This is a genomic window from Desulfopila inferna, assembly GCF_016919005.1.
GTDB classification, from domain to species: domain Bacteria; phylum Desulfobacterota; class Desulfobulbia; order Desulfobulbales; family Desulfocapsaceae; genus Desulfopila_A; species Desulfopila_A inferna.
The window spans coordinates 615,055-639,757 of sequence record NZ_JAFFQE010000002.1 but is presented as its reverse complement, the minus strand read 5'-3'; the positions used below and the strand labels follow the sequence as shown (position 1 = coordinate 639,757).

Sequence of the window (24,703 nt, the reverse complement as noted above, 5' to 3'; positions counted from 1 at the left end):
TGTGACAAAGAACAAAGGACTCGGCCAAGGCGTGGGTGTTCTCTTTGGTGATGATAGTGAGGAAGAGCTCTATTTTGAGTGCAATGTTGAAAATATTACCGCTAACAAACACCAACCTCGGAACCACTTTGGCGAACAGGATTTAGCGGAACTAGCTGACTCAATAAAAGAACATGGAATTTTACAGCCGCTTGTTGTACGCCGAAATCCGAAAAAAGGTGGTACCTATGAACTCATAGCCGGAGAGCGAAGATTCCGGGCATCAAAGATGCTGGGCATGCCAACTGTTCCGGTTATCGTCAAAGACGTTGCCGATGAGAACACACTTCTTGAACTCGCACTTATCGAAAACATCCAACGAACCGACCTCAATCCTATTGAAGAGGCTGAAGCGTACCATAGCCTCATCAGCAAGTTTAATTACACACAGGAAGAAGCCTCGGTAAAACTGGGAAAAAGTAGATCTTCAGTAGCTAACATATTAAGATTATTAAACCTTCCTGATTTTATTAAACAAGATTTAATCGAAGGAAATCTTTCTGAGGGTCACGCGCGTTCCCTCCTTCGTCTGGCGGATAATATTGCTGCCATTAAGGAGATACGGGATCAGGTTCTTTCCAAGAAACTCTCTGTACGACAAACGGAAATGCTTGTACGTAAGTATTTGCATAAGCCGGCTACACAAACATTAAAGAAGAGCGAAGACCGCCAGGAAATCCCCGATTCCTACTGCTCCACTCTCACTAACCAGTTAACTAACAAACTTCACTCGAAGGTAACTATTCTTCAAAATGGTTCGCGAGGTAAGATAGAAATCGAATATTACTCACTCGATGATCTCGAGAGAGTGATAGGTTTAGTTGTCAAAGAGTAAAAACCGTGAATTTTTAAAACCTATTTACAAGATTCTTATGTTACAGAAAAAATTATACTATCAACTCGTCCTCTTTCTCGTTTTTTCCCTTTTTTCCTGTGCCCCATCCTTTGCTGAAATGTTGAGTGTGGATGGAGATTCGGTCAACCTTCGTTCAGGTCCGGGCACTAATTATGATGTTAGGTGGGAATACGGCAAAGGTTTTCCATTAAAGGTAATTTCCAAAGAGGGAGATTGGGTAAAGGTCAGTGACTTTGAAGATGACAGTGGCTGGATATACAGGCCTCTGCTGGTTGATAAGGGCCATATGATCGTCAAGATGAATAAGGACAAGAACAGTAAAATAAACATACGGAGTGGACCTGGCGTCAACTATAAGATCGTTGGAAAAGCGTATTATGGTGTTGTTTTTGAAACGGTTGAGCAACGTGATGGTTGGGTCAAGGTAAAACATGAAACCGGCCTTGTTGGGTGGATAAAACGCACCCTCATCTGGGGATTTTAATATCCCCCTTTCTAGATTGACAGTTTCAATATGTGTTTATTAGAGGCAATAAGAATTTAGCGAGAGAATTACAGTTCCATTGCCTTATCACCGCCACTGTTTCACTTCAGAGTGATGCACTCGAGCTAAACCTAAAGGAGTGGTTGAATTGATAATAAAAAGCCATTCCCGCACGCGATAGCGCGCTAGTTTTAAATAAATGGGGTCTCTTGCGGCTTACGACTGCTTCTTTATCGTAAATGATGGCGGAGAGAGAGGGATTCGAACCCTCGGTGGAGTGTTACCCCCACACTCGCTTAGCAGGCGAGCACCATCAGCCAACTCGGTCATCTCTCCATTCAGGTGGCGGAGGGAGTAGGATTCGAACCCACGGTACTTTCGTACAACGGTTTTCAAGACCGCCGCCTTAAACCACTCGGCCATCCCTCCGGTCTTTCGACTCAGTTTTTGTAACACCTCTCAGTCCTGTTGTCAATAAACACAGAGAAGATAAATATGTTTTTTATCAATTGTATACAATATTGTAATGTTTTGTGTATGTTTTTTTGAAAAATGTTATTTTACTTTGAGGTTGTTATTTATTTTGATCTCGTAAAATGTGGTCGAATTTGCCGAGATGGGCTCTGTGGTCAATTCAGACCTCAAGAAAAGCTCGGTGTAGTTCTGATCGGGATTTGGCAGGACGTATTTCGGATCAACAACGATGCTGGTCTCTTTTACGAGTTCATCAAACAGGAACGTGGTGTGTAATGAATAGAACAATAGATGTCGAAGCCGAACTTCAAGACCTTACCTGCCTCTATGATATAACAAAGGAACTTGCCTCGTCCGGGAGTATTTCCGAGTGCTTACACAAATCAATGGAAATTCTCTCTTTTTCCAAAGAAATGGAAAACGGAACCGTCTCAATTATCAACCCGGTTACCGGTAAACTCGAAATAGAGGTAGCCTACGGAATACCGGCTGAAGGGAAACGGCGCGGCAAATATAAGATAGGTGAGGGTATAACGGGAAGGGTTGTTGCCACCGGTGAATCAATCATCGTTCCCCATATAGCGGAAGAACCGTTATTTCTCAACAGAACCAGATCACGCGGAGATATAAAGAATCAAAAGAGGTCGTTTCTCTGTGTCCCCATTAAGGATGGTAAGCGGGTAATTGGAACTCTTTCAGTTGATCGTGTATATGAAAAGGGTATTGACGATCAAGCCAACAAAGATCTTCAATTTCTCACTGTTCTGAGTAGCCTTATTGCCCAAACCACCCGACGAATTCAGATTGTCAACCGTGAACAGGAACATCTCCGTATAGAAAACCTTAAACTCAAAAGAGAATTGTCGGAAAAGAACAAAATTAACGATATTATAGGCAACTCCAGCAGAATGCAGGATGTCTATGAAATGGTTCATCGGGTAGTAGACTCAAACGCTACCGTCCTCCTCAGGGGGGAATCCGGTACGGGAAAAACGCTGGTGGCTAAGGCTCTTCATTATAACAGCAAACGAAAAGATAAGCCATTTGTCGCTGTTAACTGTTCAGCTCTACCTGAAACACTTCTCGAAAGCGAGCTTTTTGGGCATGAAAAGGGTGCATTTACCGGAGCAAACGAGCGTAAAACAGGGAGATTTGAAAAAGCTGAGGGCGGGACTCTCTTTCTTGATGAAATAGGAGAAATAAGCCATTCGGTCCAAGTTAAACTGCTCAATGTTGTACAGGAAAGAACCTTCCAGCGTCTGGGCTCATCTAAATCCATCGAGTGTGATGTTCGTCTGGTTGCTGCTACTAACCGGGATCTTGAGAAAGCGGTGTCTGAAAAACTTTTTCGGGAAGATCTGTATTACCGACTCAACGTTTTTCCGGTCTATATGCCTCCACTCAGGGAGAGAAGGACCGATATTCTCCTGCTTGCAGAATACTTTCTTGAAAAATATGCCCGAGAGAATAACAAGACCATACGTAGGATTTCTACTTCCGCTATTGATATGCTTATCCAGTATCACTGGCCTGGAAACGTTCGCGAACTGCAAAACTGCATGGAAAGAGCGGTATTAATCTGCGATGACGATTCTATAAAAGGAGTGCATCTTCCCCCAACTCTCCAGGTGGCTGGCGAAACTATTTCGGATAAGCCTCTTTCTCTTGCTTCCTCAGTGGAAAGATTTGAAAAAGATCTTATAATTGAAGGTCTAAAAAAGCATAACGGTAACCAGACCAAAACAGCAAAATATCTTGATACCAGTCTGCGCATTATTAATTATAAAATTCACCAATATGGCATAGATCCTAAGAAATACAAACTTTAAATGAAACTCCTTCTTCATACATGTTGTGGTCCATGCCTGTTATATCCACTTGATATCCTTCAACAAGATGGCTTCGAAGTAACCAGTTATTTTTACAATCCCAACATTCACCCATACAAGGAATTTAGAAGGAGACTTGATTCTCTTCTTGAATTGTCGGTAAAAAGTGACATTTCTCTCATTTGCCACCGGGATTACGACTTTAACACCTTTGCCCGCCAAGTTGTTTTTAATGAAGAGAAACGATGTGCTATCTGCTACGACATTCGTCTTGAGGAAACCGTCAAATTTGCCAAAAACAACGAGTATTCTTCCTTTTCCACAACTCTTCTATACAGCGTTTATCAAAACCATTCCCTTCTTCGCGACAAATGTTCTCTGCTATCTAAAAAATATGATATTTCATTTGTCTACCATGATTTCCGGGAAGGATGGCAGCAGGGCATAGATCTTTCCATCCAAAACGATCTTTATAGACAGCCCTATTGCGGCTGTATCTATAGTGAGCAGGAAAGATATGACAACAGACTGAAAAAAAAACTAAAAAAAAGAAAATTCACAAATAAATAGAGGTGGCTCCATGGTTAATATTATTGTCCTGGCTACTAACAATGAAAATAAGATAAAGGAATTCAGGACTATTTTGCATGATTTTAAAATAGAGATTCGATCTCTTTCGGATTTTGGACCGATACCTGAAGCCATAGAGGATGGTGCCACCTTTGATGAAAATGCGTATAAAAAGGCACATCATGTCGCTCGCGTTCTCGGTCTTCCGGCTATAGCAGATGATTCAGGTCTGGTGGTTAATGCGCTGAATGGCGAACCGGGTGTTTATTCCGCAAGATATGCCGGCGCTGGCGCGAGTGATGAGGAGAATGTGGATAAACTCTTGCGGGAAATGGAGAATGTCGCCGACAGAAGTGCATACTTCCACTGCGTTCTCTCGGTAGCCGTACCTTCCGGGCCCGCCCTCACCTACGAAGGAAAATGTTACGGTACTATCACTACGGAAAAACACGGAAGCAATGGTTTTGGATATGATCCTGTCTTTCATGTTGCTGATTTTGATAAAACCTTTGCGGAAATATCACCGGAACAAAAAAACTCCATCAGTCACAGGGGGAGGGCGCTTGCCGAATTTCGTTCGGAAGCGGACAAGGTCATGAAATGGCTGGAATTACGACTCATGGAAGAAAAACCAGAAAAACCTGACCATAGCAGATTTCTTGATAATGACTGGTCTGATCGATAGTTTATTAGCAGCAAGAAGTTAAAAACCGGCAGTTTACCCTGAGTGGTAACCGTTCAGCCGCTCCAGATAAGCAGCCTGGAAAATCATAGTGCGCCTATATTTTTCGGGCTGATCGTGTGCAGGTGCAAATGGGGTGTGCCCGGAGCCAGCGCTTACCTCTGAATGGTTACGATTATTCAGCCTTCATGTCCCGGGAGAGCAGGTCCTGTACGGCCTTTGAACAATCTTTGTTTTCGTAAAGAATCTTATATACCTGCTCTAGTATCGGCATTTCGATACCATTTTTTCGACTAAGCTTGTAGCCTGAGAGTGTTGTTTTAACACCTTCGGCAACCATGTTCATTTCTGAGAGTATTTGCTCAAGCTTTTTTCCCCGACCCAACTGCACACCAACGCTCCTGTTTCTGCTCAAATCCCCGGTACAGGTCAGAATAAGATCGCCCATGCCGCTCAATCCGGAAAATGTCTGGAGGTCGGCACCTATGTGCATACCATACCGTGTTATTTCGGCAAGCCCGCGAGTAATCAGGGCTGCGCGCGTGTTCATGCCGTAACCGAGCCCATCACATATGCCCGTTGCTATGGCTATTATATTTTTAAAGGCCGCGCTTACCTCCAGGCCGACGACATCAGTGCTTACATAGACACGGAAGGTATCTGTTCCAAATAAATCCTGCAGCATCCTCGCCGTCGACATATTACGGCAGCCAATTGTCACGGCCGTAGGGACGTTATCTGCAACTTCACGGGCAAAAGATGGCCCGGACAATACAGCGAGTTGAACAGACTCTTTTTTGCCGTTATGGATCAATTCCTCCTCCATTACCTGAGTCATGGTGAGAAGGGTTGTATTTTCTATACCTTTTACAGCAGAAACAATGATAGTGTTATCTCGCAAATTCGGAAGAATTTCCTTAAACACCGATCTATACACCTGGGAAGTTACGACCATGCAAAGTATTTCGCTTTCCCCAACCGCCTCTTTCAGGTCGGTGGTCGGGATAAGATTTTTGCCAAAGAAGAACCCGGGCAGATACTTATTGTTCTGCCCTTCTTCTTTTAGCTTTTCCATATGCTCCCGACGGTGGCCCCACAGGAAGGTAGTATGTCCCTTGCTGCTTAGAATTCCAGCAATAGCCGTGCCCCAGGAGCCAGCGCCTACAACGGTTATTGTGCTATTCTTCTTCGATAATATCATCTTCTTCTACAAAGGCAACAGTATCCATAGCCACTACTTTTTCGCCTTCCTCGAGGTTGATAAGTTTAACACCTTGAGTAGTTCTCCCGATCAGCCGGAGATTTCCAAGATCCATTCGGATCATCTTACCGGAATCTGCTATAAGAATAACCTCATCGTTGTCAAAAACCTGTTGAGCGCCGACGACATCACCATTTCTTTCACTTTGTTTTATGCCGAAAACACCTCTTCCGCCTCTCTTTTGTTGCCTGTATTCAGATACCGGTGTTCTTTTACCATATCCATTTTCCGTGACTATGAGTATGGAGTCCTCATCGGAGGTAATAACCAGAGCGCCGACAATGATATCATCATTTCGCAGACGTATTCCTCGAACGCCTGCAGCCATTCTTCCCATAATTCTAACGTCTGACTCATGAAACCTGATGGACATGCCCTTTTTGGAGAGAAGGAAGACAGTATCATCGCCATTAAGAATACTGGCTGCGATGATCTCATCTCCGTCATTGATGGTCAATGCTCTTTTTCCCTTACGCAATGGCTTCTTGAATTCATGAAGGCTGGTTTTTTTCACCCGGCCGAACTTAGTGACCATCATGATACTTTTACTCTTATCATCATCATCGAAACTTGAAACCGGTAGAATTGCGGCTACCTTCTCTCCTTCCGCCAACTCAAGCAGATTGACTATAGCTTTTCCCCTGGCCGTTCTGCCGGCCTGAGGTAATTGGTAAACCTTTCTCCAGAAAACCTTCCCATAGTTGGTAAAAAAGAGGAAGGTATCCAGAGTCGAAGCAACATAGAGGTCAGAAACAAAATCTTCCTCAATATTGTTGACTCCCTTAATACCTTTGCCACCTCTTCTCTGAGACCTGTAAAGACTGAGAGGGTTCCGCTTAATATAGCCGGTGTGGGTAACGGTTACGGCCATATCCTCAGGGGCAATGAGATCTTCAGGCAGTAGTTCATCGACAGCGTCGATAATTTGTGTCCTGCGCTCATCACCGTAGGTATCCCTGATCTCAGTGAATTCATCCTTGATGATCTGCATAACCTTGTGCTCATCAGCGAGGATAGCTCTTAAGTGATCAATCTCCTGTAGGATATTCTTATAATCTTCGGCTATTTTATCCCGCTCAAGACCCGTGAGCCGCTGCAGCCTCATATCAAGGATGCTTTGAGCTTGTATTTCAGAGAGATCAAACCTGGAAATAAGCCCCGTTTTGGCTTCAGCTGGATTTTTCGATCCTTTAATAAGGGCGACAACCTCATCGAGGTTATTTATGGCAATATTCAAGCCTTCGAGTAAATGCGCCTTTTCTTCGGCCTTTCTCAATTCAAAGGCAGTCCTTCTGTAGATGACAACCTTACGATGTAAAATGAAATACTCGAGTATTTGTTTAATATTTAGTATTTCAGGTTTGTTATTAACAATAGCCAGAAAAATTATGCCGAATGATCTTTGCAGCGGTGTCATTTTATAGAGCTGGTTGACCACTATTTCAGCAACCTCGCCCCTTTTCAGATCAAGGACAACCCGGGTTCCCTGTCTGTCGGATTCGTCGCGAATTTCCGAGATGGAACTGATTCTCTTGTCCTTGACCAGTTGAGCTATCTTTTCAACCAGAAGAGCTTTATTCTGCTGGTAGGGAGTTTCGGTGATTATAATAGATTCTCTGCTGCCATCCTTTGATTTCTCAATATGCGTCAAGGCCCGCAAAGTAATAATACCGCGCCCGGTTTCATAGGCTTCCCGGATACCGGCTCTGCCACAGATTATGCCGCCGGTAGGGAAATCAGGTCCGGAAATAATTGATATAAGCTGATGTACAGTTATATTGGGATCATCGATCATTTCAATAAGTCCGTTAATAACCTCGGTAAGGTTATGCGGCGGAATATTGGTTGCCATACCCACGGCAATTCCTGAAGAACCATTAATAAGCAGATTTGGAATCTTGCTCGGCATAACCGCTGGTTCATTCAGGGAGTTATCGTAGTTGGGGACGAAATCGACTGTTTCCTTGTCGAGATCATCTACAATTTCTCTGTCTATCCTGGTCATTCTCGCTTCCGTGTAACGCATGGCCGCGGGAGAATCGCCATCAAGTGAACCGAAGTTGCCCTGTCCATCCACCAGAGGATAGCGCATGGAAAAATCCTGCGCCATTCTGACAATGGTGTCATAGGCGGCGGTATCTCCGTGAGGATGATATTTACCTATGACATCACCGACAATTCTTGCCGATTTAACATAAGGACGATTGTAGAATACCCCCAGCTCTCTCATGGCGAAAAGAGCCCTTCTATGTACCGGTTTGAGACCATCGCGTACATCGGGCAGGGCCCTGCCGATAATTACGCTCATGGCGTAATCGAGATACGATTTTTTTAATTCTTTTTCTATGGAGATTCCGGGGAATTTCTCTTTTGGTGCTTCTATATCATTAGTCATGAATACGTCTTCTCTATGATTTTAACTTATATGTCGAGATCAGTTACTTCGAGAGCATGATTTTGGATAAACTCCCGCCGCGGCTCAACCTTATCACCCATGAGCGTAGTAAACATATCGTCAGCCTTTTCAGCGTCCTCAATGTTTACCCGCACCAGGACGCGATTTTCTGGATTCATGGTGGTTTCCCAAAGCTGTTCCGGATTCATCTCACCCAAACCCTTGTAACGCTGCAGATGACTGCCGCGAAATGATTCGGTGCGAACGGTCTCGACCATTTTTTTCCAATTATCACACGGTATGTCTTTTTCCTGTCCACCTTTTGGGGATAATCGCAGAATAAAGGCCGATTCTATGTACTCTTTCAGCAGAGGAAAGAGATCAAGAGCAGATCTATACTCTTTTATCAGGGGGATTTCCGGGCCAAGAGTAACCATCTCCTGAACTTTGCCACGGATGGCAATGTCCACTTCATAACAGTCTGGGCGCCACCGGCAGGACCGGATGTTTCCAATAATGAGTTTCTCGCTGTCCAATTCCCGGACAAGACGCTCGACAAACTCCTTATCGCTAAACTGATCTGCAGATTTGACTTTATGGGTAAGCAGGTAATGCAGCATATCTTCCCAGATGTTCATACGGCTCAGATAATTGACAATACGCTCATAGGTAGAAATTTTTTCGAGCAAAGTCACCATTTCTTCACCTTCTATGAAGGTGTCGCTGTCTACAAAGCCGATACTCATTTTTTTGCTGGCTTCCTGGAAGAGATAGCTGTTCAGATCGGCCTCCTCCAGAAAATATTTTTCCTTTTTCCCTCTGCCTAGTCTGAATAAGGGCGGTTGTCCGATGTAGATAAAACCATGCTGCAGGACCGGCAGCATCTGCCGGTAAAAGAATGTTAACAACAGTGTACGTATATGTGCACCGTCAACGTCGGCATCGGTCATTATTATGATTTTATGATACCTCAGTTTTTCGACGTCAAATTCATCCTTTCCTATGCCGCAGCCTAAAGCTGCAATGAGCTGCTTTATTTCCTCACTGCCGAGAATTTTGTCGAACCTGGCCTTTTCGACATTCATAATTTTTCCGCGTAGAGGCAGTATGGCCTGGGTTTTTCTGTCACGACCCTGTTTTGCGGAACCACCGGCCGAATCTCCCTCAACTATGAAAATTTCCCGGTTTGCCGGATCTTTTTCCTGACACTCAGCAAGTTTTCCAGCCATAAGAAGGCTTGTCGACCCTTTCTTGCGACTGAGATCACGTGCTCTTTTGGCAGCTTCCCGTGCTCGTGCAGCTTCAACGGCCTTAGTTAGAATTTTTTTGGCTATCTGAGGGTTCTGCTCCAGAAAGAGCACCAGTTTTTCGGTGCAGATCGAATCTACTATCCATTTAACCTCTGAATTACCCAGTTTGGTTTTGGTCTGCCCTTCAAACTGAGGATTTGGGACATGTACGGAAATTACACAGGTAAGACCCTCTCGAACATCATCTCCACCCATCTTTTCCCGCAGATTTTTTGGGATAATATCGTCACTGGCATACCTGTTGATACATTTAGTGAGCGCCGATCTGAAACCGGCGACATGACTGCCGCCCTCACGGGTATTGATGTTATTAACGAAAGAAAAGAGTCTCTCGGAATAGCCATCGAAATACTGAAGCGAAATTTCTACTATGACATCGTCCTTTTCGCCTCGTATATAAATGGGTTCGGGGATAAGGGGAGTCCGTTTTCTATTAAGATACTCGACATATGAATTTATTCCGCCTTCCGCATGAAATTTATCTTCGGCGCCGGTTCGTTCATCCTTGAGGTAGATGCGGATATTCTTATTTAAAAAGGCCAGTTCTCTCAGCCTGTTTTTAACAAGTTCATAATCATATGAAGTTGTTTCAGTGAAAATTTCAGGATCAGCCTTAAATTTTATGAGGGTTCCCGTTTTGTCTGTACTCCCTATAACTTCGACATCTCCAATTTTCTGACCACGTTCATAATTTTGCAGATAAGCACTGCCGTTTCTTTTGATTTTTGCCGAGGCCTCGATGGACAGAGCATTGACAACGGAAACACCGACCCCGTGCAGACCACCTGAAACCTTATACGTTGAATGATCAAACTTTCCACCGGCGTGTAAAGTCGTCATGACCAGTTCAAGAGCAGATATCTTCTCGGTAGGGTGGGGCTCTACCGGTATGCCTCTACCGTCATCTTCTACCGAAACCGCATTATCTTCATGAATGGTTACACGTATTCTTTTACAATATCCGGCTAAAGCCTCATCTATACTATTATCGACCACTTCCCAGATAAGATGGTGTAAACCTTCAAGGGCCGTGTTACCAATGTACATTGACGGTCTCTTCCTTACAGCTTCCAGGCCGTCAAGCACTTTGATATTTTCCGCACTATACTTTGATTTTTCTTCAGTCACTTTTTTTCCTTCTTAAAAATTGAAAAGGCAAGCCATCTTGTTTTGGAGGAGTCTTCGCATACCGGCCATCTCCGCGTTATTTCCCGAGAATCAATGATGCTCAGGTAAGCACAGAACTTCTATCAACTCCAAATGGCAGTGCTTGAACCTTTGAAAATTCCTCTTCTCGGACAACCTCCCTGGGACAGCTTTCTTTTTAGAGCTGCATTGGCATGATGATACTGAGAAAACCCTTATCGTCATCCGATTTCATAAGGCATGGGCTATTATTGGAGTTTATATATGCCTTGACCGTATCACATTCCATTACCTGGAGTGTTTCAATAAAATATCTACAGTTAAAACCTAGAATTAGAGGATCACCTGAGTAGATAACATTTTGTTCATCTTTGGCATTGCCCAGATCTGCATTTTGTGAGGTAAGCACCATAGACCCATTTTCAATTTTTAATTGAATGGTGTGAAAAATGTCTTCGGTAAAGAGGTTGATCCGCTTCAGAGATTCAAGAAAAGGGATTCTGCTTATCTCCAGGCAATTATCAAGCTTGACGGCGTCGACAATAGCCCTGTATTGAGGAAACTCACCCTGTTTAAGACGAATGACCATGACAGCTTCACCATCGCGGACAACCATCTGTTTTTTCTCAAAGGAGATTTCTATGGTATCCCTGTTTTCGCAGAATTTCTTCAGCTCCTGGATACCTTTTTTGGGTATCAGGGTTATTTCGTTGATATTGAGTTGATCTACGTCGGTTGCGACATCCTTTTCCATGATCGAAAGTCTGTGGCCATCTGAGGAAATCATGCGCAGATACGACTGCTCTTCCTTCTTATCCTTTTCAAAAAGAACGGAAGTTAAGGAATAAATATTCTCCTGCTCGCTGGCAATGGAGTAGATAATCTTGTCTATCAAATCAAGAAAGATGTGAGCCTCAAAGGAAACGAAAGCGTCTTCTTCATATTCCGGGAATTCAGGATACTCATCGCTTCCTATGCCGGCAAGGTTATACGTACTGAGTCCGGCCTTTATCACAGCCCAGCTGTTCTCGGTTTCCTGCAGGTCTATATTGCCGATGCCAGACTCTCTGACTATCTCAAATATTTTTTTCGATGGAAGTGTCAGCTTGCCCGGTTCCTTTATCTCTGCTGGAACAAAGAGACGCGATCCCACCTCAAGGTCCGTACCTGTCAGTATGATTCCATCCGTTGAGGATTCTATGAGGACATTGGCAAGTATGGCAAGTGTCCCCTTTTTGTTGGTGATATTTTGTAGACTGTTTAGGCCTTCCAGGAGTTCATTTTTAGAAACAGTACAGTTTAGTCCCATATGCTGTCCTTTGGTTTATTTATATTCATTTATCTTTTATATTATTGTTATTATAGCGGTTCAAATGTGCAAAACAGAGATAATGTATTAATATAATTTCATATTTAATGAACATTCAGATGTAGGTAATTGTCTTCTTTTTGTTAAAAACGAGTTATGAACAGGCTATAAACAGTTTTTTCCAAAGAAGCATCAACAAGAGGTGTTAATAAGCTGTTGATAAAGTCATTGTCAAAAAAAGAATATTTAAAAAAAACAAAGAGATAAAATAAATAATAGCAGGGTACTAATCTAGTAAAAAAAGGCAAAAAATTCAACTCATTTATAGGAAATAAAGTCACTCTTTTAATATGATAATAAAAGACAGAAGAAATATAGAAGACATACTTCTAAGGTTTTTAAATGATAGAGCTTTCAGCGGATGTGCATTAGGTGTCTCCCGGTTGCGGTCCGAAGGTTTTGAGCGGTTGCATGTATTTGCAGGAAAAGCCGATGAAGAAAACAACGCTGAAGAGGTGAATAAAAGATCATTTTTCGACGTCGCTTCACTTACCAAACCTTTGGTTACCGTACTCTCCATCCTTTCTCTGGTCAAAGAAGGAAAGATCTGTTTTGAAGAGAAACTGGAGACCTTGCTTCCTGTTAATATCCCTGCTGACAAGAAGCGTATTGATGTTATCCATTTGCTGAGTCATAGATCAGGTCTGCCCTCTCATAGGGAGTATTACAGGAAAGCAGTTGATGGAGAAGTTCTGTGTGCTGAAAAGCTCGTTGAGATCATTCTGCAGGAAAAACTGGAAAATAAACCGGGGGAAAAATATATATACAGTGATCTCGACTATATGCTTTTAGGAGAGATAATAAAATGGAAAAGCGGTGAATCTATTGAAAGTTACTGGAGGAAAAGGATAGTGGAACCTTTGTTCCTATCCGAAAACTTCCGCTGCCAGGGTTTTAAAAAAGGTGAGAATGAGGATTCGTTTGTCAGTACCGGAAAATGCAGTTGGTCGAAGGTAGCCTTGCAGGGAGAAGTACATGATGATAACTGCAGAGCTGTTCAGGAAATGATGGGGCACGCAGGGCTTTTCGCGACCCTCGGGGGAATTATGCATCTGTGTGAAGATATCCTCTTAAACTATCTCGGCAGAAGTAATCATCCATCTTATGAGAGAGATGATCTGCTCTATATCCTCAACAGGAAGAACAATAACCACCGGGTAGCTGGATTCGATGTGGTAACCGGAGAGTCTCCTTCAAGTGGAAAATATTTTTCCACCCAGACAATAGGCCACCTGGGGTTTACCGGTACCTCTTTCTGGATTGACCTGAAAAAGAAAATATTGATAGTTCTGCTGACAAACAGGGTTATTTGTGGCGCTGATAAGAGGAAAATACAAGAAATGAGACCTCGCATTCACGATGCTGTTATGGAAAATCTAATAAAGGATAATTTTTGATGGATCCATAAAAAGCACGATATACGTCGTTGTATATCTGAAATGGCGATTCGCCCTACTGCAAGTATTTTCCTACGTTTCAGATTTTCCGCACACAACGGATTCATCCCGAAGTCGGAGTTAAGGCGCGAAAGGGTGCTTGTCAAAGAGTCCGTCGCGGCAACTCCAATGACTTTTACCGAACTATCATTTCTGAACGAAAAAGCTGGTATATTCAGGTTCTTGTTTTTCACCCAGAAAGGTATGGTCCATTCTTGAGCACCAATTGGCAATGTCATTGCCAGAGCCTGCATCCGTACAGTCTATCTGCAATATTTCTTCAGCATGCATGAGTGCCAACTCTTTTTTAAGTCTGAGCAGAGGCAGAGGACTGTGAAGATCCTTTGCATTTATGGACCTGTTTGGAGTAACTTCGTAACCTATTATCATATGATCTCGATGTCATTGTTTTGTAAGATGCACTCAAACCAAAAGCAGGCTTTTTTATAATCCGGCTTGTCAGGGTACAAAAAAGCTACTTAAAGTCTACGACCATGTCAAGTAAATGAATAAAGATGGGCTTGTAAAAAGCTCGATTCTACACCCAGGAGATAGAGCTTTCTCGAATTCGGAGTTTATGCCCGTACAGGGTGCTTGTAGCAGAGTCCGTCTTTGGTAACTTAGAACGAGATCATTAATAAAAGAAAGGGATTAATATGAATTATGCAAAAGAAATTAGAAAAGAGAAACTTGCACAGAGAGACAGCCTCACGATTGAAGAAATTTCAGAAAAAAGCCGAATAATAGAAAAAAAGATACTGAGCCTCGATGAAATACAAAGCGCACTGAATATATTCATCTATGTGAGCTTTCGCAGCGAGGTGAGTACCCTTTGGTTGATAGAAGAGTTATTAAAGAATTCCAAAAAAATCTCGGTTCCGATAACGCATGTTGCGGAAAGAAGAATGGAGGCTATACACATTGAGGATCTGTCCCGAGATCTGGTGCCGGGATATTGTAATATTCCGGAGCCCAATGAAGAACGCGTACGCAATAACGTGACAGATCCTTTTAATATAGATGTAGTTATAATACCGGGTTCGGTTTTCGACGAGAGAGGGGCGAGATTTGGCTATGGAGGCGGTTATTACGATCGTTTTCTGGAAAAAATACCTTTTGCCGTGCGGATAGGACTTGCTTTTGAGATGCAGATGGTTGAGGAAGCCCCGATCCAGCCGCACGATGAATTGCTGGACTACATCGTCACCGAGCAAAGAACGATAAAGGCAAAAAGATTGTAAAAATGGTGTTTACTCTGGCGGCTAAGGTAAAGTTTGAAAAAAAAAGAAGGAAACAGTAGAGTGAGAGCGGCTTTAACTTCACCCTTCTCCCAGGCCTTCTTTTGTCGGGTTTCAGAGAAAAAGCAGGAGTAGGTGATATTCGATCATCATTTAATAAAGGTCAGTAAAGTTTTGAAATATTATATAATTATTTATGCCACCCGGCTTCGGCTGAATGGTGAGGTATTGTTCCTTTAAGGGGTCATTTTGCAGAACAAAAAAGCCAAGATACTCATTGCCGATGATGATCCGATGGTCCGCAATACCGTGTCCAAAATATTGGAGATGTTTGGGCATAGGGTAGAAACAGTGGTGGACGGCAGTGGAGTAATGGAGGTCATAAATGATAGTTTTGATGTTATTATACTGGATATCAATATGCCGGGCATGGATGGTTTTGCCACCATTAGCCAGCTCAACAAGATGGAGTATGATATTCCGGTCCTCTTTTTAACTGGTGCTGGTTCTATGGATTATGCCGTCAAGGCGATAAACCTGGGCGCCTATGATTTTCTGACCAAGCCCATAGAAGATCTAGATATATTCAATGTCAAGATAAGGCGTGCCATAGAGAAGAGAATGTATGTCATCAAGGACAGGCTCTACAGAGAGGCCTTGGAAGATGATGTGCGTAAAAAAGCCGAGATGCTTGAGGAACAGAATAAACTTCTTCTCACCTACAGCGAGAATCTGGAAAAAGCAACCGTCCAGTTGATGAGCAGCATGCAAAACGCCATGGAGGAGAAGGATTACTACACAGCCGGTCATACCATGAGGGTGACCGAATACGCTGCTGTGCTCGGCAGGGCCATGGATTTAAAAGAAGAGGATCAACTTGTTTTGCGCAGGGCGTCCCAGTTTCACGATATAGGCAAACTGGTCATAGATCTATCCTGTATTCAGAAACCCGGCAAGTTAACCGAGGAAGAATGGATACTTATCAGAAAACATCCCAGTGTCGGAGCCAATATAGTCAAGCCCTTAAAATTCATGGGGAGAGAACGTTTCATCATTCGGCATCACCATGAACGAATAGATGGCAAAGGGTATCCTGACGGAATGCACGGAAATCAACTGGACCAGCTTACCAAAATACTGACGGTTGTCGACAGCTATGATGCCATGACTTCCAAGAGAAATTATCGAAAAAATATGGATATGGAAGAGGCGCTGACGGAGCTGCATTCCTGTTCGGGAACCCAGTTTGACCGGGATACAGTTGAAGTCTTTTCGAAAACTATTGTTCATTACAATTTGAAGAGCTCAGTTTTCACCGAGGATTTTTTTGGAAAATACACCTTACCTAAGAATTAACCTGTCCTGCGGGAAAAATTATGAAAATTACCAGAAGTGAAGTGGAACATGTTGCCCATCTGGCCAGACTCAATTTAAGCGAGGATGAACTCGAGAAAATGACCATCCAGTTGGACACCATACTTAACTACGCTGCCAAGCTGGAAGAACTTGACGCTACAGGCATCGAACCTACCACCCACTCCTTTTCCATCAGCAATGCCTTTAGAGATGATGTGGTCCGGGAATCATTGCCGCGGGAGGAATCCCTGAGAAACTGTGCCGTCAGAAATGATGAAGCATTTATCGTTCCGCGTATTATTTAAAAAATTCATCTAAATCAGCCACAGGTTATCAACCCTGAGAGCTTTGTTGAATTTGCTACGAGACTAAACATGAAGCCATATACATATACGATTTCAGAATCACTGGAAAAGCTTAATGCAGGAGAGCTCTCTTCAAAAGAACTCGTCGAGAGCTGTCTTCTGAGAATTGAGGAGACGGACAGTGATATTTGTTCTTTTATTACCGTAGAAAGCGAAAAAGCTCTCTTACGTGCGGACCATGAAGATCAAAAAAGAGCGCAAGGTAATGGCGGCCTGCTCTGTGGTATACCGATTGCCATAAAGGATCTCCTCTGTACAAAGGATATTCCCACAACTTGCGGATCTAATATCCTTAAGGGTTTTGTCCCTCCCTATAACGCCACAGTGGTGGAAAGACTGGAAAATGAAGGCGCTGTAATTCTGGGCAAGACGACTATGGACGAGTTTGCCATGGGCTCGACATCCGAAACCTGTGCCTATGGAATACCACGGAATCCCTGGAAAAAGGACTATGTCGCCGGCGGCTCATCCGGGGGATCGGCCACCTCTGTTGCTGCTGGTCAGTGCCTGGCCTCGCTAGGTTCGGATACCGGGGGGTCGATAAGGCAACCGGCCTCACTCTGCGGTATCGTAGGGATGAAACCAACCTACGGCAGGGTATCCCGCTACGGTCTTGTAGCTTTTGCCTCTTCTTTGGATCAGGTCGGCCCTTTCACCCGGGATGTGCAGGATTGTGCGCTTATGATGAACAGCATCGCCGGTTATGATAAAAGGGATTCCACCTCCGTGAATACCGAAACCGGCGACTACAGGGATGGTCTTATTGAAGGATTGAAAGGATTCAAGATTGGGGTGCCCCGGGAATATTTTGGCCAGGGACTGAACAACGAGGTTGAACGGACCGTCCGAGAAAATATTGCCATTTTACAGGATTGCGGAGCGGAGATAGTTGACGTCTCCCTGCCGCATACCGATTATTGTGTAGCTGCTTATTATCTTATTGCCCCGGCGGAGGCAAGTTCGAATCTGGCCCGATATGACGGCGTACTCTATGGGTACAGAGATCTGCAGGCCGATACGCTTCTTGACCTGTACAAGGATACACGATCCAAAGGCTTTGGCAGCGAGGTGAAACGGCGTATCCTGATAGGAACATATGCACTTTCCTCCGGATATTATGATGCCTATTACAAAAAGGCCTCCCAGGTGAGAACTATAATTCTCAATGACTTCAAAAAGGCATTTGAACAGTGCGACGTCATGATATCCGCGGTAACGCCGACACCAGCCTGGAAGATCGGCGAAAAGGCCGATGATCCTCTTGCCATGTACCTCTCCGATATCTTTTCGCTGTCCGCCAACCTGGCCGGGGTGCCCGGAATGTCCGTACCTGGCGGGTTCAGCCAGGAAGGACTTCCCATAGGGATACAGTTGCAGGGACCGCATTTCCGGGAGGATTCCCTGTTTAGAGTTGCCTGCAATATCGAAAAGGCAACCGGTCTCGGCAACAAACTGGCCGAGATCTAGATTTTACGAAAATCTCAATCTGATAAATCCGGCCTCGCCGCTCCATCACTTAACCAACAAGCGGAAGAAACCTCATACATATGCTCCCACATCAGCAGATCATAACGATTGACGGACCATCCGGTGTCGGCAAATCTTCCGTAAGCCGAAGGGTTGCCTCGAAGTTGGGATATACCTATTTAGACACTGGAGCAATGTACAGAGGGGTTGGGCTTTTCTTTTATCGATCCGGCATAGAAGTGGACGATGAAGCAAAGATAGCGCCCAGGTTGAAGGAAATAGATATACTCTTAATTCCCCCGACATCAACCAATGGTGATGTCGGCGTCATTCTCAATGGTGAGGATGTCAGCGCTCAGATTAGAACGCCGGAAATGGCGATGATCGCTTCGAAAATCTCGGCGTTACCCTGTGTTCGCAGCTTTTTAACGGATATTCAGCGAAAACTGGCCCAATCCGGTAAAATTGTCGCTGAGGGAAGAGATATGGGAACTGTTGTTTTTCCTCAGGCCGCGCATAAGTTTTTTCTTGATGCCGATGCTCGGGAACGCTGCAGCCGCCGTGTAATTCAGTTGAGAGAAAAAGGGATAGAGGTGGATGGGGAAGAAATGCTGGAGATGATCAGGGAGAGAGACAGGAATGACAGCCGACGAGCCGTTGCTCCGTTAAAAAAAGCCGACGATGCTCAACTTATCAATACCACTGTGCTAACTTTTGAACAGGTCTGTGAAGAAATACTTTCAGCAGTAGCCCGGAAGGCCGGGAGCACTGTACACCCGGCCGAACCGAAATAGCTCAGGCAGAAAACTGGAACCCAGCCAACCGCTGATATTCGCGCCGTAAAAACCTTGAGATTTAAAGGGTATAAGCGATTCGTTATTTAACGGATTTTATTCCAGGATAAAATCAACCCTTCTGTTTTGGGCATAGGAGAATTCATCCTGCTCCGGAAAGAGGGGATGTTCCTCACCATAGCTGATTGCCCGCATCCTGGTGTTTTCCACTCCTAGATTCACGAGATATTCCAGGGCATTCTGGGCGCGCCTCTGTCCCAAGGCCAGGTTATACTCCTTGGTGCCTCTTTCATCGCTGTTGCCTTCTATAACAACATTTGAGTCTGGTGTCTGTTTGAGAAAAAGTGCGTTGTTCTCCATCCTGTCAATCATGTCAGGACGGATGCCGGCCTGGTCAAAGCTGAAGTAAACAGGACTGAGACCCACAGAGGAGCGGCCGTGCTCCAACTTGTATTCTCTTGATTTTTCTCCCCCTTCATCGTTCAGGGATAGATTGCCTCTTGCACCATTCCCAACAGGAATTCCGGTATCGTCAAGTGTTCCTTCGGCGCCAAGTGAGGTCTCTGAATAGGGCGAGCCTTCCGCGGCCGGATAGTCAATATCCGTACCTCCTGTCATCGGAGTACCGTCCGCATTAACTCCTGGTGCATCAACGGCCTTCTTGGCACAGCCGCCGCCAAGAAGAAGGGCGGAACCTAAAAGTGCGGTGAGGATTATGTCCTTTGCTTTCATAATTTTCATACTAGCTCCTCTTTTTCGAAAAAAAGGGTGATTGACAGCTTTTTAGAAACATGATTGAAATGTGGGCGAAAAAACACATTCTTTCTGACCCGGCTGAGCAGGGTCAGACTCCTTGGACAGATTATTTTTTGGAAAAAACAAAACAATAACCCGTAACCCCGCTAATGAAAAAAAAGTGATAATTCTGTAAACTCTATGGCAGTAGCATACTGCGGTTCTGGAGCCCGAGCGATGTCGCCGAAATTACAGTTTCCGTATATCTTATCAATATATCCACGGAGGTCAAGGCTATTTCCATATCAGCCGCTGCGTTGGTGAATTTTCCGAGATGACGGCGTCCTGTAAACCACAATCTCCAGAGGTTACACCACCCGCAGTTCGACATGGTCAGATAATAATGAGAGCTTCGCCTGATTGCCATGGAAACATCAGGGAAAGGGACTGTTTTGGGCTTTGGTATGGCGGATAACTACCGATAGTGGTAATGAGATTAGCATGGTATCGTGAAAATCCGACCCTCTTTTCGGAATTATTTTTCCAATCCGGTCGGAAGTCCGATAATCGAATACCTCATAATGAGAGAAAACTATTCCCGGTTGAACTTACCGGGGAATCGAGGATAGTAAATGGCTGGGGACTTTAAATTCATAGCCGGCTGTGCTGCCGGAATAGAGGGTTTGGCCGGAGAGGAAATCACCTCTTTCGGAGGTACAGGGGTAGATGTGGCGGTTGGAGTGGTCGGCTGGCGGGGCACCCTGGAAACGGCATATCGCGCCTGCCTGTGGTCCCGCTATGCCTCCAGAGTGCTGCTGGAAATACACTCCCTGAGTATTGATGACGGGGATGATTTATATAGTCAATGCAGAAATATTGACTGGTCTGCACATCTGGACAACAGTATGACTTTTGCGGTTTCCTCCACACTGGGAAAGAATGCGGTGATTCCGCACAGCCATTATGCGGCTCTGCGGGTAAAAGATGCCGTAGTTGATTTTTTCCGTGATACATGCGGTGATAGGCCGAATATATCAAGGGATAAGCCGGATCTGAAAATTCATCTGCATGTTCATGAAAATACCGCTCAGCTCTATATTGATCTCGGCGGTGAAAGCCTGCATAGAAGGGGATATAGAGAAACCGGCGGTGTCGCGCCCTTGAAAGAAACGCTGGCGGCGGCCATCGTTGCCCTGTCGGGATGGAACAGCGGGGTATCTTCTCGAACGACATTCCTGGATCCGATGTGCGGTTCGGGAACACTTTTGATAGAAGCTGCTCTGCTCTGGAGTGATTCCGCACCCGGACTGTCTCGCACATATTTCGGGTTCAATAAATGGCGAGGGCACAATGACGTTTTGTGGACGGACCTGGTTAATGAAGCAGTGGCTGTGGAAGAAAAAAGTTTTGCCGGGAAATGGCCGAGAATAATCGGTTATGACAGTGATCCCGCAGTGGTTGCCACGGCACGTAAAAACATAGCAAAGGCCGGGCTAGAAGACAAGATAGAGGTGCACTGTAAAGATGTCGCCTTTTTACGGCCGCCCAGTGATGAGGGATTTTTTGTTTCCAATCTTCCCTACGGCGAGCGCTTGTCTGAAAAAGAAGAGGTAAGGTTCCTTTACAACTGTGTGGGCAGGATTCTACGCGATCTTTTCAAAAACTGGAGGGCAGGAATTTTTATCTCCGATCCCGACGTTGCCGACCAGTTCAATATTGACATTGAAAGTAATTACCGACTATTCAATGGTCCGATCTCCTGCCGCCTGCTGGTCGGCAAGGTGATTTCCGATGAAGCACCTCCCTTCCACTGGCAGATCAAAGATGACACCGAAGTTGAAGAAGGCTCCGATTTCGCTAACCGTCTCAAGAAAAACTTTAAAAAAATCAGCAATTGGGCGAGCAATAATAGCATCAGCTGTTTCAGAGTGTATGATCGTGATCTGCCGGAATATAATGTGGCTATTGATATCTATGAAAAATGGATACTGGTGCAGGAGTACATGCCTCCCGCCTCCATTGATGCTGATTTGGCCAAGAAAAGATTTTCCAATGTTTTATCCAGTCTCCGCCACATCTTCCAGATACGGAGAGACCGGATCTTTTTAAAACAACGCCGTCGTCAACGGGGCAAAAGTCAATACCAGAAAAGAGAAATAAAAATCCGCTATCATCAGGTCAGGGAGGGAGAATGCTATTTTCTGGTGAACTTCCAAAATTATCTGGACACCGGACTTTTTCTTGACCACCGTCCGCTCAGGGCGAAAATAGCCGAGCTTGCAAACGGCAAACGCTTTCTTAATTTGTTTGGTTATACAGGTGCGGCAACGGTCCATGCGGCCAAAGGCGGGGCTGCTCTGACAACCACGGTTGATCTCTCCGGTACTTACCTTGAGTGGGCCCGAAAAAATCTGGCCCTCAACGGATTGAGCCTGAAAAGGCATGAGACAATAAAACAGGACTGCCTCTCCTGGCTGAGGGAGGCCCATGGGGAATATGATCTGATTTACATTGATCCACCGACTTTTTCCAACACCAAAAAAAAGAACCTCGTCTTCGACGTCCAGCGAAGCCATGCCGAACTTATAGATCGTGCCTCAAGGCTGTTGACGGAGCATGGAGTTATCCTTTTTTCGACAAACTATAAGGGGTTCAAAATGGACAGACAGATCTTAACCGACTTTGTGCTCGGGGATATCAGCAAGGAAACCATCCCTTTTGATTTTCAGAGAAACAGATCCATCCACTCCTGCTGGAAGATAATTAAAAAGAGATGAGGCGTTGTTGGAACCGATCTGTCTAAAAAATTAATGCATTGTATCTAGAACATAACATCGAACCATCTTTGAGAAAAGACGAGGTTCGTCAGTTGGCAGACTAAGGGTATTTGACAAAGAGCATCCCATCACTATTTTTGCTGAACACACTGTGTTGACAGGCTGAAAAATCAAAGCCCCAACCATTTTGGCGATTTTGTGGAAGGTATGATATGGTATGAAGAAAGACGATCAACGGAGAGAGTAACCTATGAAAAGTCTGGTTGTTGAAGATGATCCTCTTTCAAGGATGCTTCTGTTTTCTATCCTGTCGCGTTTCGGTGAATGCGATGCAGCTGAAAACGGCAAAGAGGCTGTTACCCGTGTGGAAAAAGCCCTTGAACTACAAAGACCCTATGATGTTATGTTTCTGGATATCATTATGCCGATCCTCAGTGGTCAGGAGGCTCTTTTGGAAATCCGGAAAATCGAAAGGGAGCATGGTATCAAGGAGCTTCATTTTCTCAAGGTGATAATGGTAACGGCCATGATGGATTTTGAAAACATCACCCAGGCCTTTGAGGCGGGGCATTGTGAGGCCTATCTTACCAAACCGTTCAAGGAAGAGGAGCTTCTCGAGCACCTTTACGAGCTTAAGTTGGTTGAGAGCGACTCTGCCCGGGAGAAAGGATGGTGAACAGGAACGCTGCAGGTGAATCTCCTGCCAATGTACACAGGGAGAAGCTGAGGGATCATTTTAAATCAACCTACAGATTCACTGAAGACCAGATAGATGCACTGCTCGAAAGTACTGCACAATCAATGAATGCTACCCTGGGATCCCTTTACGCGGCGCTGGAGAAAGAGAGCAGCTCCGAAGAAATATCCCGTCTGTGGCACACCATGAAGGGGCTGCTGCTCAATATGGGAGAGCAGCAATGGGCTGAAGTAGCCAGAGAGCTTGAAAACGCCGCAGGCCGGGGTGAAAAAAGAGATTACAGAAAAATGGTGAGGATCATTCACCAGGGTGTGGAGGATATCCTGTAACTTGTAATCAACTTTAAGTAAATGGTGAAGAGTTAGTGGCACATCACAAAATCTTACTTGTAGACGATGATCCAGCCCAAAGAAAGCTTCTGAATATGTGCCTCGAGCAAGGCGACTATTCTGTTGTAGAAGCCGGTGATGGAGAGGAGGCCTACAGGGTTTTAGAGAGAGAACCAGACATAAGGCTTGTTATTACCGATCTTGCCATGCCGGTAATGAATGGTTTTGAGCTGATAAGCAAAGTCAGGGATAGTGATCTCCGCTACCGTTATATCATCGTACTGACCTCTTCCGAGGAACAGGGATCGTTGGTTCAGGCCCTTTCCCTGGGTGCGGACGATTATATTTCCAAACCGATCAGGCCTGATGAAATGCGCCTCAGGGTTGAAGGTGGAATCAGGTTGCTGCGCCTGGAAATTCAGGAAGAACTGATCCTGTCGATGGCCAAACTCGCCGAATACAGGAGCAATGAAACAGGATACCATCTGGAGCGTGTTCAGTATTATACCCGGGCACTTGGAAGAGACCTCAGCGCCAAGCACCCTCAGTTGAATATCACAACAAGACTGGCCGAGGAGTTTGCCAGAGTCAGCCCTCTTCATGATATCGGCAAGGTAGCCATTGCCGATGCAATCCTTAATAAACCCGGAAAGCTGACCGGAGTGGAATTTGAAGAGATGAAAAAACATGCGAGTATCGGGGGTCAGCTCCTCAAGGATATCTATACAGAATCACACTCCCCTTATCTCAAGGTTGCCTATGAAGCAGCCATGTATCATCATGAACGCTATAACGGGAACGGATATCCGTCAGGCCTCAAAGGCGAGGAAATTCCCGTTGTCGCCCGCATCGTCGCCCTGGCCGATATGTATGATGCAATGACAACAGAGAGATGTTATAAAAGAGCTTTCAGCCATGAAAAGGCTAAAGAAATAATTATCGCCGAAAGGGGGGAGCATCTTGATGCCAAAATGGTTGACTCCTTTCTCGCCCGGGAAGGTGAATGGCTGGCTATTCGGGAAAGATTTAAGGATTGATGGACTCGTAAAAAGCTCGATACTACGCTTGTGATATCGAGCTTTCCCCAGAGTTCA

21 protein-coding genes and 2 tRNA genes are annotated in these 24,703 nt (G+C 44.8%); 15 read left to right on the top strand and 8 right to left on the bottom strand.

What is annotated here, in order from left to right:
* The first annotated feature begins 1 nt into the window (after position 1).
* Together JWG88_RS21880 and JWG88_RS06810 are read left to right on the top strand one after the other, a co-directional pair.
* Positions 2-874 (top strand): ParB/RepB/Spo0J family partition protein, encoded by an 873-nt coding sequence (locus JWG88_RS21880; protein WP_205232956.1) that lies wholly within the window; start codon positions 2-4, stop codon positions 872-874.
* Entirely contained in the window at positions 861-1,379 is a 519-nt protein-coding gene (locus JWG88_RS06810; RefSeq protein WP_240194302.1) for an SH3 domain-containing protein, read from the top strand. Before JWG88_RS21880 ends, JWG88_RS06810 begins: the two co-directional genes overlap by 14 nt.
* Positions 1,380-1,622: 243 nt before the next feature.
* Here JWG88_RS06810 and JWG88_RS06805 read toward each other — a convergent pair.
* Both JWG88_RS06805 and JWG88_RS06800 read right to left on the bottom strand, forming a co-directional pair.
* Positions 1,623-1,715, bottom strand: a tRNA-Ser gene (locus tag JWG88_RS06805).
* Between the two features lie 7 nt (positions 1,716-1,722).
* Positions 1,723-1,808: transfer RNA gene (locus JWG88_RS06800), tRNA-Ser, on the bottom strand.
* Positions 1,809-2,128: 320 nt separating this feature from the next.
* Here JWG88_RS06800 and JWG88_RS06795 point away from each other — a divergent pair.
* The 3 genes from JWG88_RS06795 to JWG88_RS06785 are packed head-to-tail and all read left to right on the top strand — an operon-like array spanning position 2,129 to position 4,937.
* A complete protein-coding gene (locus JWG88_RS06795) occupies positions 2,129-3,682 on the top strand; it encodes a sigma-54 interaction domain-containing protein (protein WP_205232955.1) in 1,554 nt (517 codons plus the stop codon).
* On the top strand, positions 3,683-4,252 hold the full coding sequence (locus tag JWG88_RS06790) for an epoxyqueuosine reductase QueH (RefSeq protein WP_205232954.1): 570 nt from the start codon (positions 3,683-3,685) through the stop codon (positions 4,250-4,252).
* Positions 4,253-4,262: 10 nt separating this feature from the next.
* Positions 4,263-4,937: an XTP/dITP diphosphatase gene (locus tag JWG88_RS06785; protein ID WP_205232953.1), complete on the top strand. Its 675-nt coding sequence runs from the start codon at positions 4,263-4,265 to the stop codon at positions 4,935-4,937.
* Between the two features lie 172 nt (positions 4,938-5,109).
* Here the strand turns inward: JWG88_RS06785 and JWG88_RS06780 are convergent, their stop codons facing one another.
* The 4 genes from JWG88_RS06780 to dnaN form a co-directional block, all read right to left on the bottom strand.
* Complete coding sequence (locus JWG88_RS06780; RefSeq protein ID WP_205232952.1) at positions 5,110-6,135, bottom strand: NAD(P)H-dependent glycerol-3-phosphate dehydrogenase; 1,026 nt, start codon at positions 6,133-6,135, stop codon at positions 5,110-5,112.
* Complete coding sequence (gene gyrA, locus JWG88_RS06775) at positions 6,113-8,590, bottom strand: DNA gyrase subunit A (RefSeq protein ID WP_205232951.1); 2,478 nt, start codon at positions 8,588-8,590, stop codon at positions 6,113-6,115. The genes JWG88_RS06780 and gyrA overlap by 23 nt, the downstream gene beginning before the upstream one ends.
* A 26-nt stretch (positions 8,591-8,616) precedes the next feature.
* Positions 8,617-11,028, bottom strand: a complete 2,412-nt coding sequence (gyrB, locus tag JWG88_RS06770) for a DNA topoisomerase (ATP-hydrolyzing) subunit B (RefSeq protein ID WP_205232950.1) — start codon at positions 11,026-11,028, stop codon at positions 8,617-8,619.
* A gap of 196 nt (positions 11,029-11,224) precedes the next feature.
* A complete protein-coding gene (gene dnaN / locus JWG88_RS06765) occupies positions 11,225-12,355 on the bottom strand; it encodes a DNA polymerase III subunit beta (RefSeq protein ID WP_205232949.1) in 1,131 nt (376 codons plus the stop codon).
* A 443-nt stretch (positions 12,356-12,798) separates the two neighbouring features.
* On the opposite strand from dnaN, the gene JWG88_RS06760 reads away from it, so the two are divergent.
* A complete protein-coding gene (locus JWG88_RS06760) occupies positions 12,799-13,812 on the top strand; it encodes a serine hydrolase (RefSeq protein ID WP_205232948.1) in 1,014 nt (337 codons plus the stop codon).
* A gap of 186 nt (positions 13,813-13,998) precedes the next feature.
* Here JWG88_RS06760 and JWG88_RS06755 read toward each other — a convergent pair whose 3' ends face one another.
* A complete protein-coding gene (locus JWG88_RS06755; protein ID WP_205232947.1) occupies positions 13,999-14,241 on the bottom strand; it encodes a sulfurtransferase TusA family protein in 243 nt (80 codons plus the stop codon).
* Positions 14,242-14,507: 266 nt separating this feature from the next.
* On the opposite strand from JWG88_RS06755, the gene JWG88_RS06750 reads away from it, so the two are divergent.
* The 5 genes from JWG88_RS06750 to cmk all read left to right on the top strand — a co-directional run bounded on the left by JWG88_RS06750 (position 14,508) and on the right by cmk (position 19,071).
* Positions 14,508-15,092: a 5-formyltetrahydrofolate cyclo-ligase gene (locus JWG88_RS06750; RefSeq protein WP_205232946.1), complete on the top strand. Its 585-nt coding sequence runs from the start codon at positions 14,508-14,510 to the stop codon at positions 15,090-15,092.
* A gap of 246 nt (positions 15,093-15,338) precedes the next feature.
* The gene (locus JWG88_RS06745) at positions 15,339-16,445 is read left to right on the top strand and encodes an HD domain-containing phosphohydrolase (protein WP_205232945.1); all 1,107 of its coding nucleotides are present in this window, start codon (positions 15,339-15,341) and stop codon (positions 16,443-16,445) included.
* 20 nt (positions 16,446-16,465) lie between these two features.
* Positions 16,466-16,750: an Asp-tRNA(Asn)/Glu-tRNA(Gln) amidotransferase subunit GatC gene (gene gatC, locus JWG88_RS06740; protein WP_205232944.1), complete on the top strand. Its 285-nt coding sequence runs from the start codon at positions 16,466-16,468 to the stop codon at positions 16,748-16,750.
* Positions 16,751-16,819: 69 nt separating this feature from the next.
* Complete coding sequence (gatA, locus tag JWG88_RS06735) at positions 16,820-18,277, top strand: Asp-tRNA(Asn)/Glu-tRNA(Gln) amidotransferase subunit GatA (RefSeq protein ID WP_205232943.1); 1,458 nt, start codon at positions 16,820-16,822, stop codon at positions 18,275-18,277.
* Between the two features lie 80 nt (positions 18,278-18,357).
* Positions 18,358-19,071: a (d)CMP kinase gene (gene cmk, locus JWG88_RS06730; protein ID WP_205232942.1), complete on the top strand. Its 714-nt coding sequence runs from the start codon at positions 18,358-18,360 to the stop codon at positions 19,069-19,071.
* A 96-nt stretch (positions 19,072-19,167) separates the two neighbouring features.
* On the opposite strand, the gene JWG88_RS06725 is transcribed toward cmk, so the two are convergent.
* Entirely contained in the window at positions 19,168-19,812 is a 645-nt protein-coding gene (locus JWG88_RS06725) for an OmpA family protein (RefSeq protein ID WP_205232941.1), read from the bottom strand.
* A 626-nt stretch (positions 19,813-20,438) separates the two neighbouring features.
* Between JWG88_RS06725 and rlmKL the strand changes: the two genes are divergently transcribed.
* The 4 genes from rlmKL to JWG88_RS06705 all read left to right on the top strand — a co-directional run bounded on the left by rlmKL (position 20,439) and on the right by JWG88_RS06705 (position 24,646).
* Positions 20,439-22,583, top strand: coding sequence for a bifunctional 23S rRNA (guanine(2069)-N(7))-methyltransferase RlmK/23S rRNA (guanine(2445)-N(2))-methyltransferase RlmL (gene rlmKL, locus JWG88_RS06720; protein WP_205232940.1), 2,145 nt, complete (start codon positions 20,439-20,441; stop codon positions 22,581-22,583).
* 250 nt (positions 22,584-22,833) lie between these two features.
* The gene (locus JWG88_RS06715; RefSeq protein ID WP_205232939.1) at positions 22,834-23,259 is read left to right on the top strand and encodes a response regulator; all 426 of its coding nucleotides are present in this window, start codon (positions 22,834-22,836) and stop codon (positions 23,257-23,259) included.
* Positions 23,253-23,609 (top strand): Hpt domain-containing protein, encoded by a 357-nt coding sequence (locus JWG88_RS06710; RefSeq protein WP_205232938.1) that lies wholly within the window; start codon positions 23,253-23,255, stop codon positions 23,607-23,609. Before JWG88_RS06715 ends, JWG88_RS06710 begins: the two co-directional genes overlap by 7 nt.
* Before the next feature lie 35 nt (positions 23,610-23,644).
* Entirely contained in the window at positions 23,645-24,646 is a 1,002-nt protein-coding gene (locus JWG88_RS06705; protein WP_337833108.1) for a response regulator, read from the top strand.
* Positions 24,647-24,703 lie beyond the last annotated feature (57 nt).

Coding starts and splice junctions, on each gene's coding strand:
- JWG88_RS06780 (WP_205232952.1), bottom strand. CDS start 6,135: ATGATATTATCGAAGAAGAATAGCACAATAACCGTTGTAGGCGCTGGC.
- gyrA (WP_205232951.1), bottom strand. CDS start 8,590: ATGACTAATGATATAGAAGCACCAAAAGAGAAATTCCCCGGAATCTCC.
- gatA (WP_205232943.1), top strand. CDS start 16,820: ATGAAGCCATATACATATACGATTTCAGAATCACTGGAAAAGCTTAAT.
- JWG88_RS06725 (WP_205232941.1), bottom strand. CDS start 19,812: ATGAAAATTATGAAAGCAAAGGACATAATCCTCACCGCACTTTTAGGT.
- JWG88_RS06795 (WP_205232955.1), top strand. CDS start 2,129: ATGAATAGAACAATAGATGTCGAAGCCGAACTTCAAGACCTTACCTGC.
- cmk (WP_205232942.1), top strand. CDS start 18,358: ATGCTCCCACATCAGCAGATCATAACGATTGACGGACCATCCGGTGTC.
- JWG88_RS06755 (WP_205232947.1), bottom strand. CDS start 14,241: ATGATAATAGGTTACGAAGTTACTCCAAACAGGTCCATAAATGCAAAG.
- gatC (WP_205232944.1), top strand. CDS start 16,466: ATGAAAATTACCAGAAGTGAAGTGGAACATGTTGCCCATCTGGCCAGA.
- JWG88_RS06710 (WP_205232938.1), top strand. CDS start 23,253: ATGGTGAACAGGAACGCTGCAGGTGAATCTCCTGCCAATGTACACAGG.
- rlmKL (WP_205232940.1), top strand. CDS start 20,439: ATGGCTGGGGACTTTAAATTCATAGCCGGCTGTGCTGCCGGAATAGAG.
- JWG88_RS06785 (WP_205232953.1), top strand. CDS start 4,263: ATGGTTAATATTATTGTCCTGGCTACTAACAATGAAAATAAGATAAAG.
- JWG88_RS06715 (WP_205232939.1), top strand. CDS start 22,834: ATGAAAAGTCTGGTTGTTGAAGATGATCCTCTTTCAAGGATGCTTCTG.
- dnaN (WP_205232949.1), bottom strand. CDS start 12,355: ATGGGACTAAACTGTACTGTTTCTAAAAATGAACTCCTGGAAGGCCTA.
- JWG88_RS06750 (WP_205232946.1), top strand. CDS start 14,508: ATGAATTATGCAAAAGAAATTAGAAAAGAGAAACTTGCACAGAGAGAC.
- JWG88_RS06790 (WP_205232954.1), top strand. CDS start 3,683: ATGAAACTCCTTCTTCATACATGTTGTGGTCCATGCCTGTTATATCCA.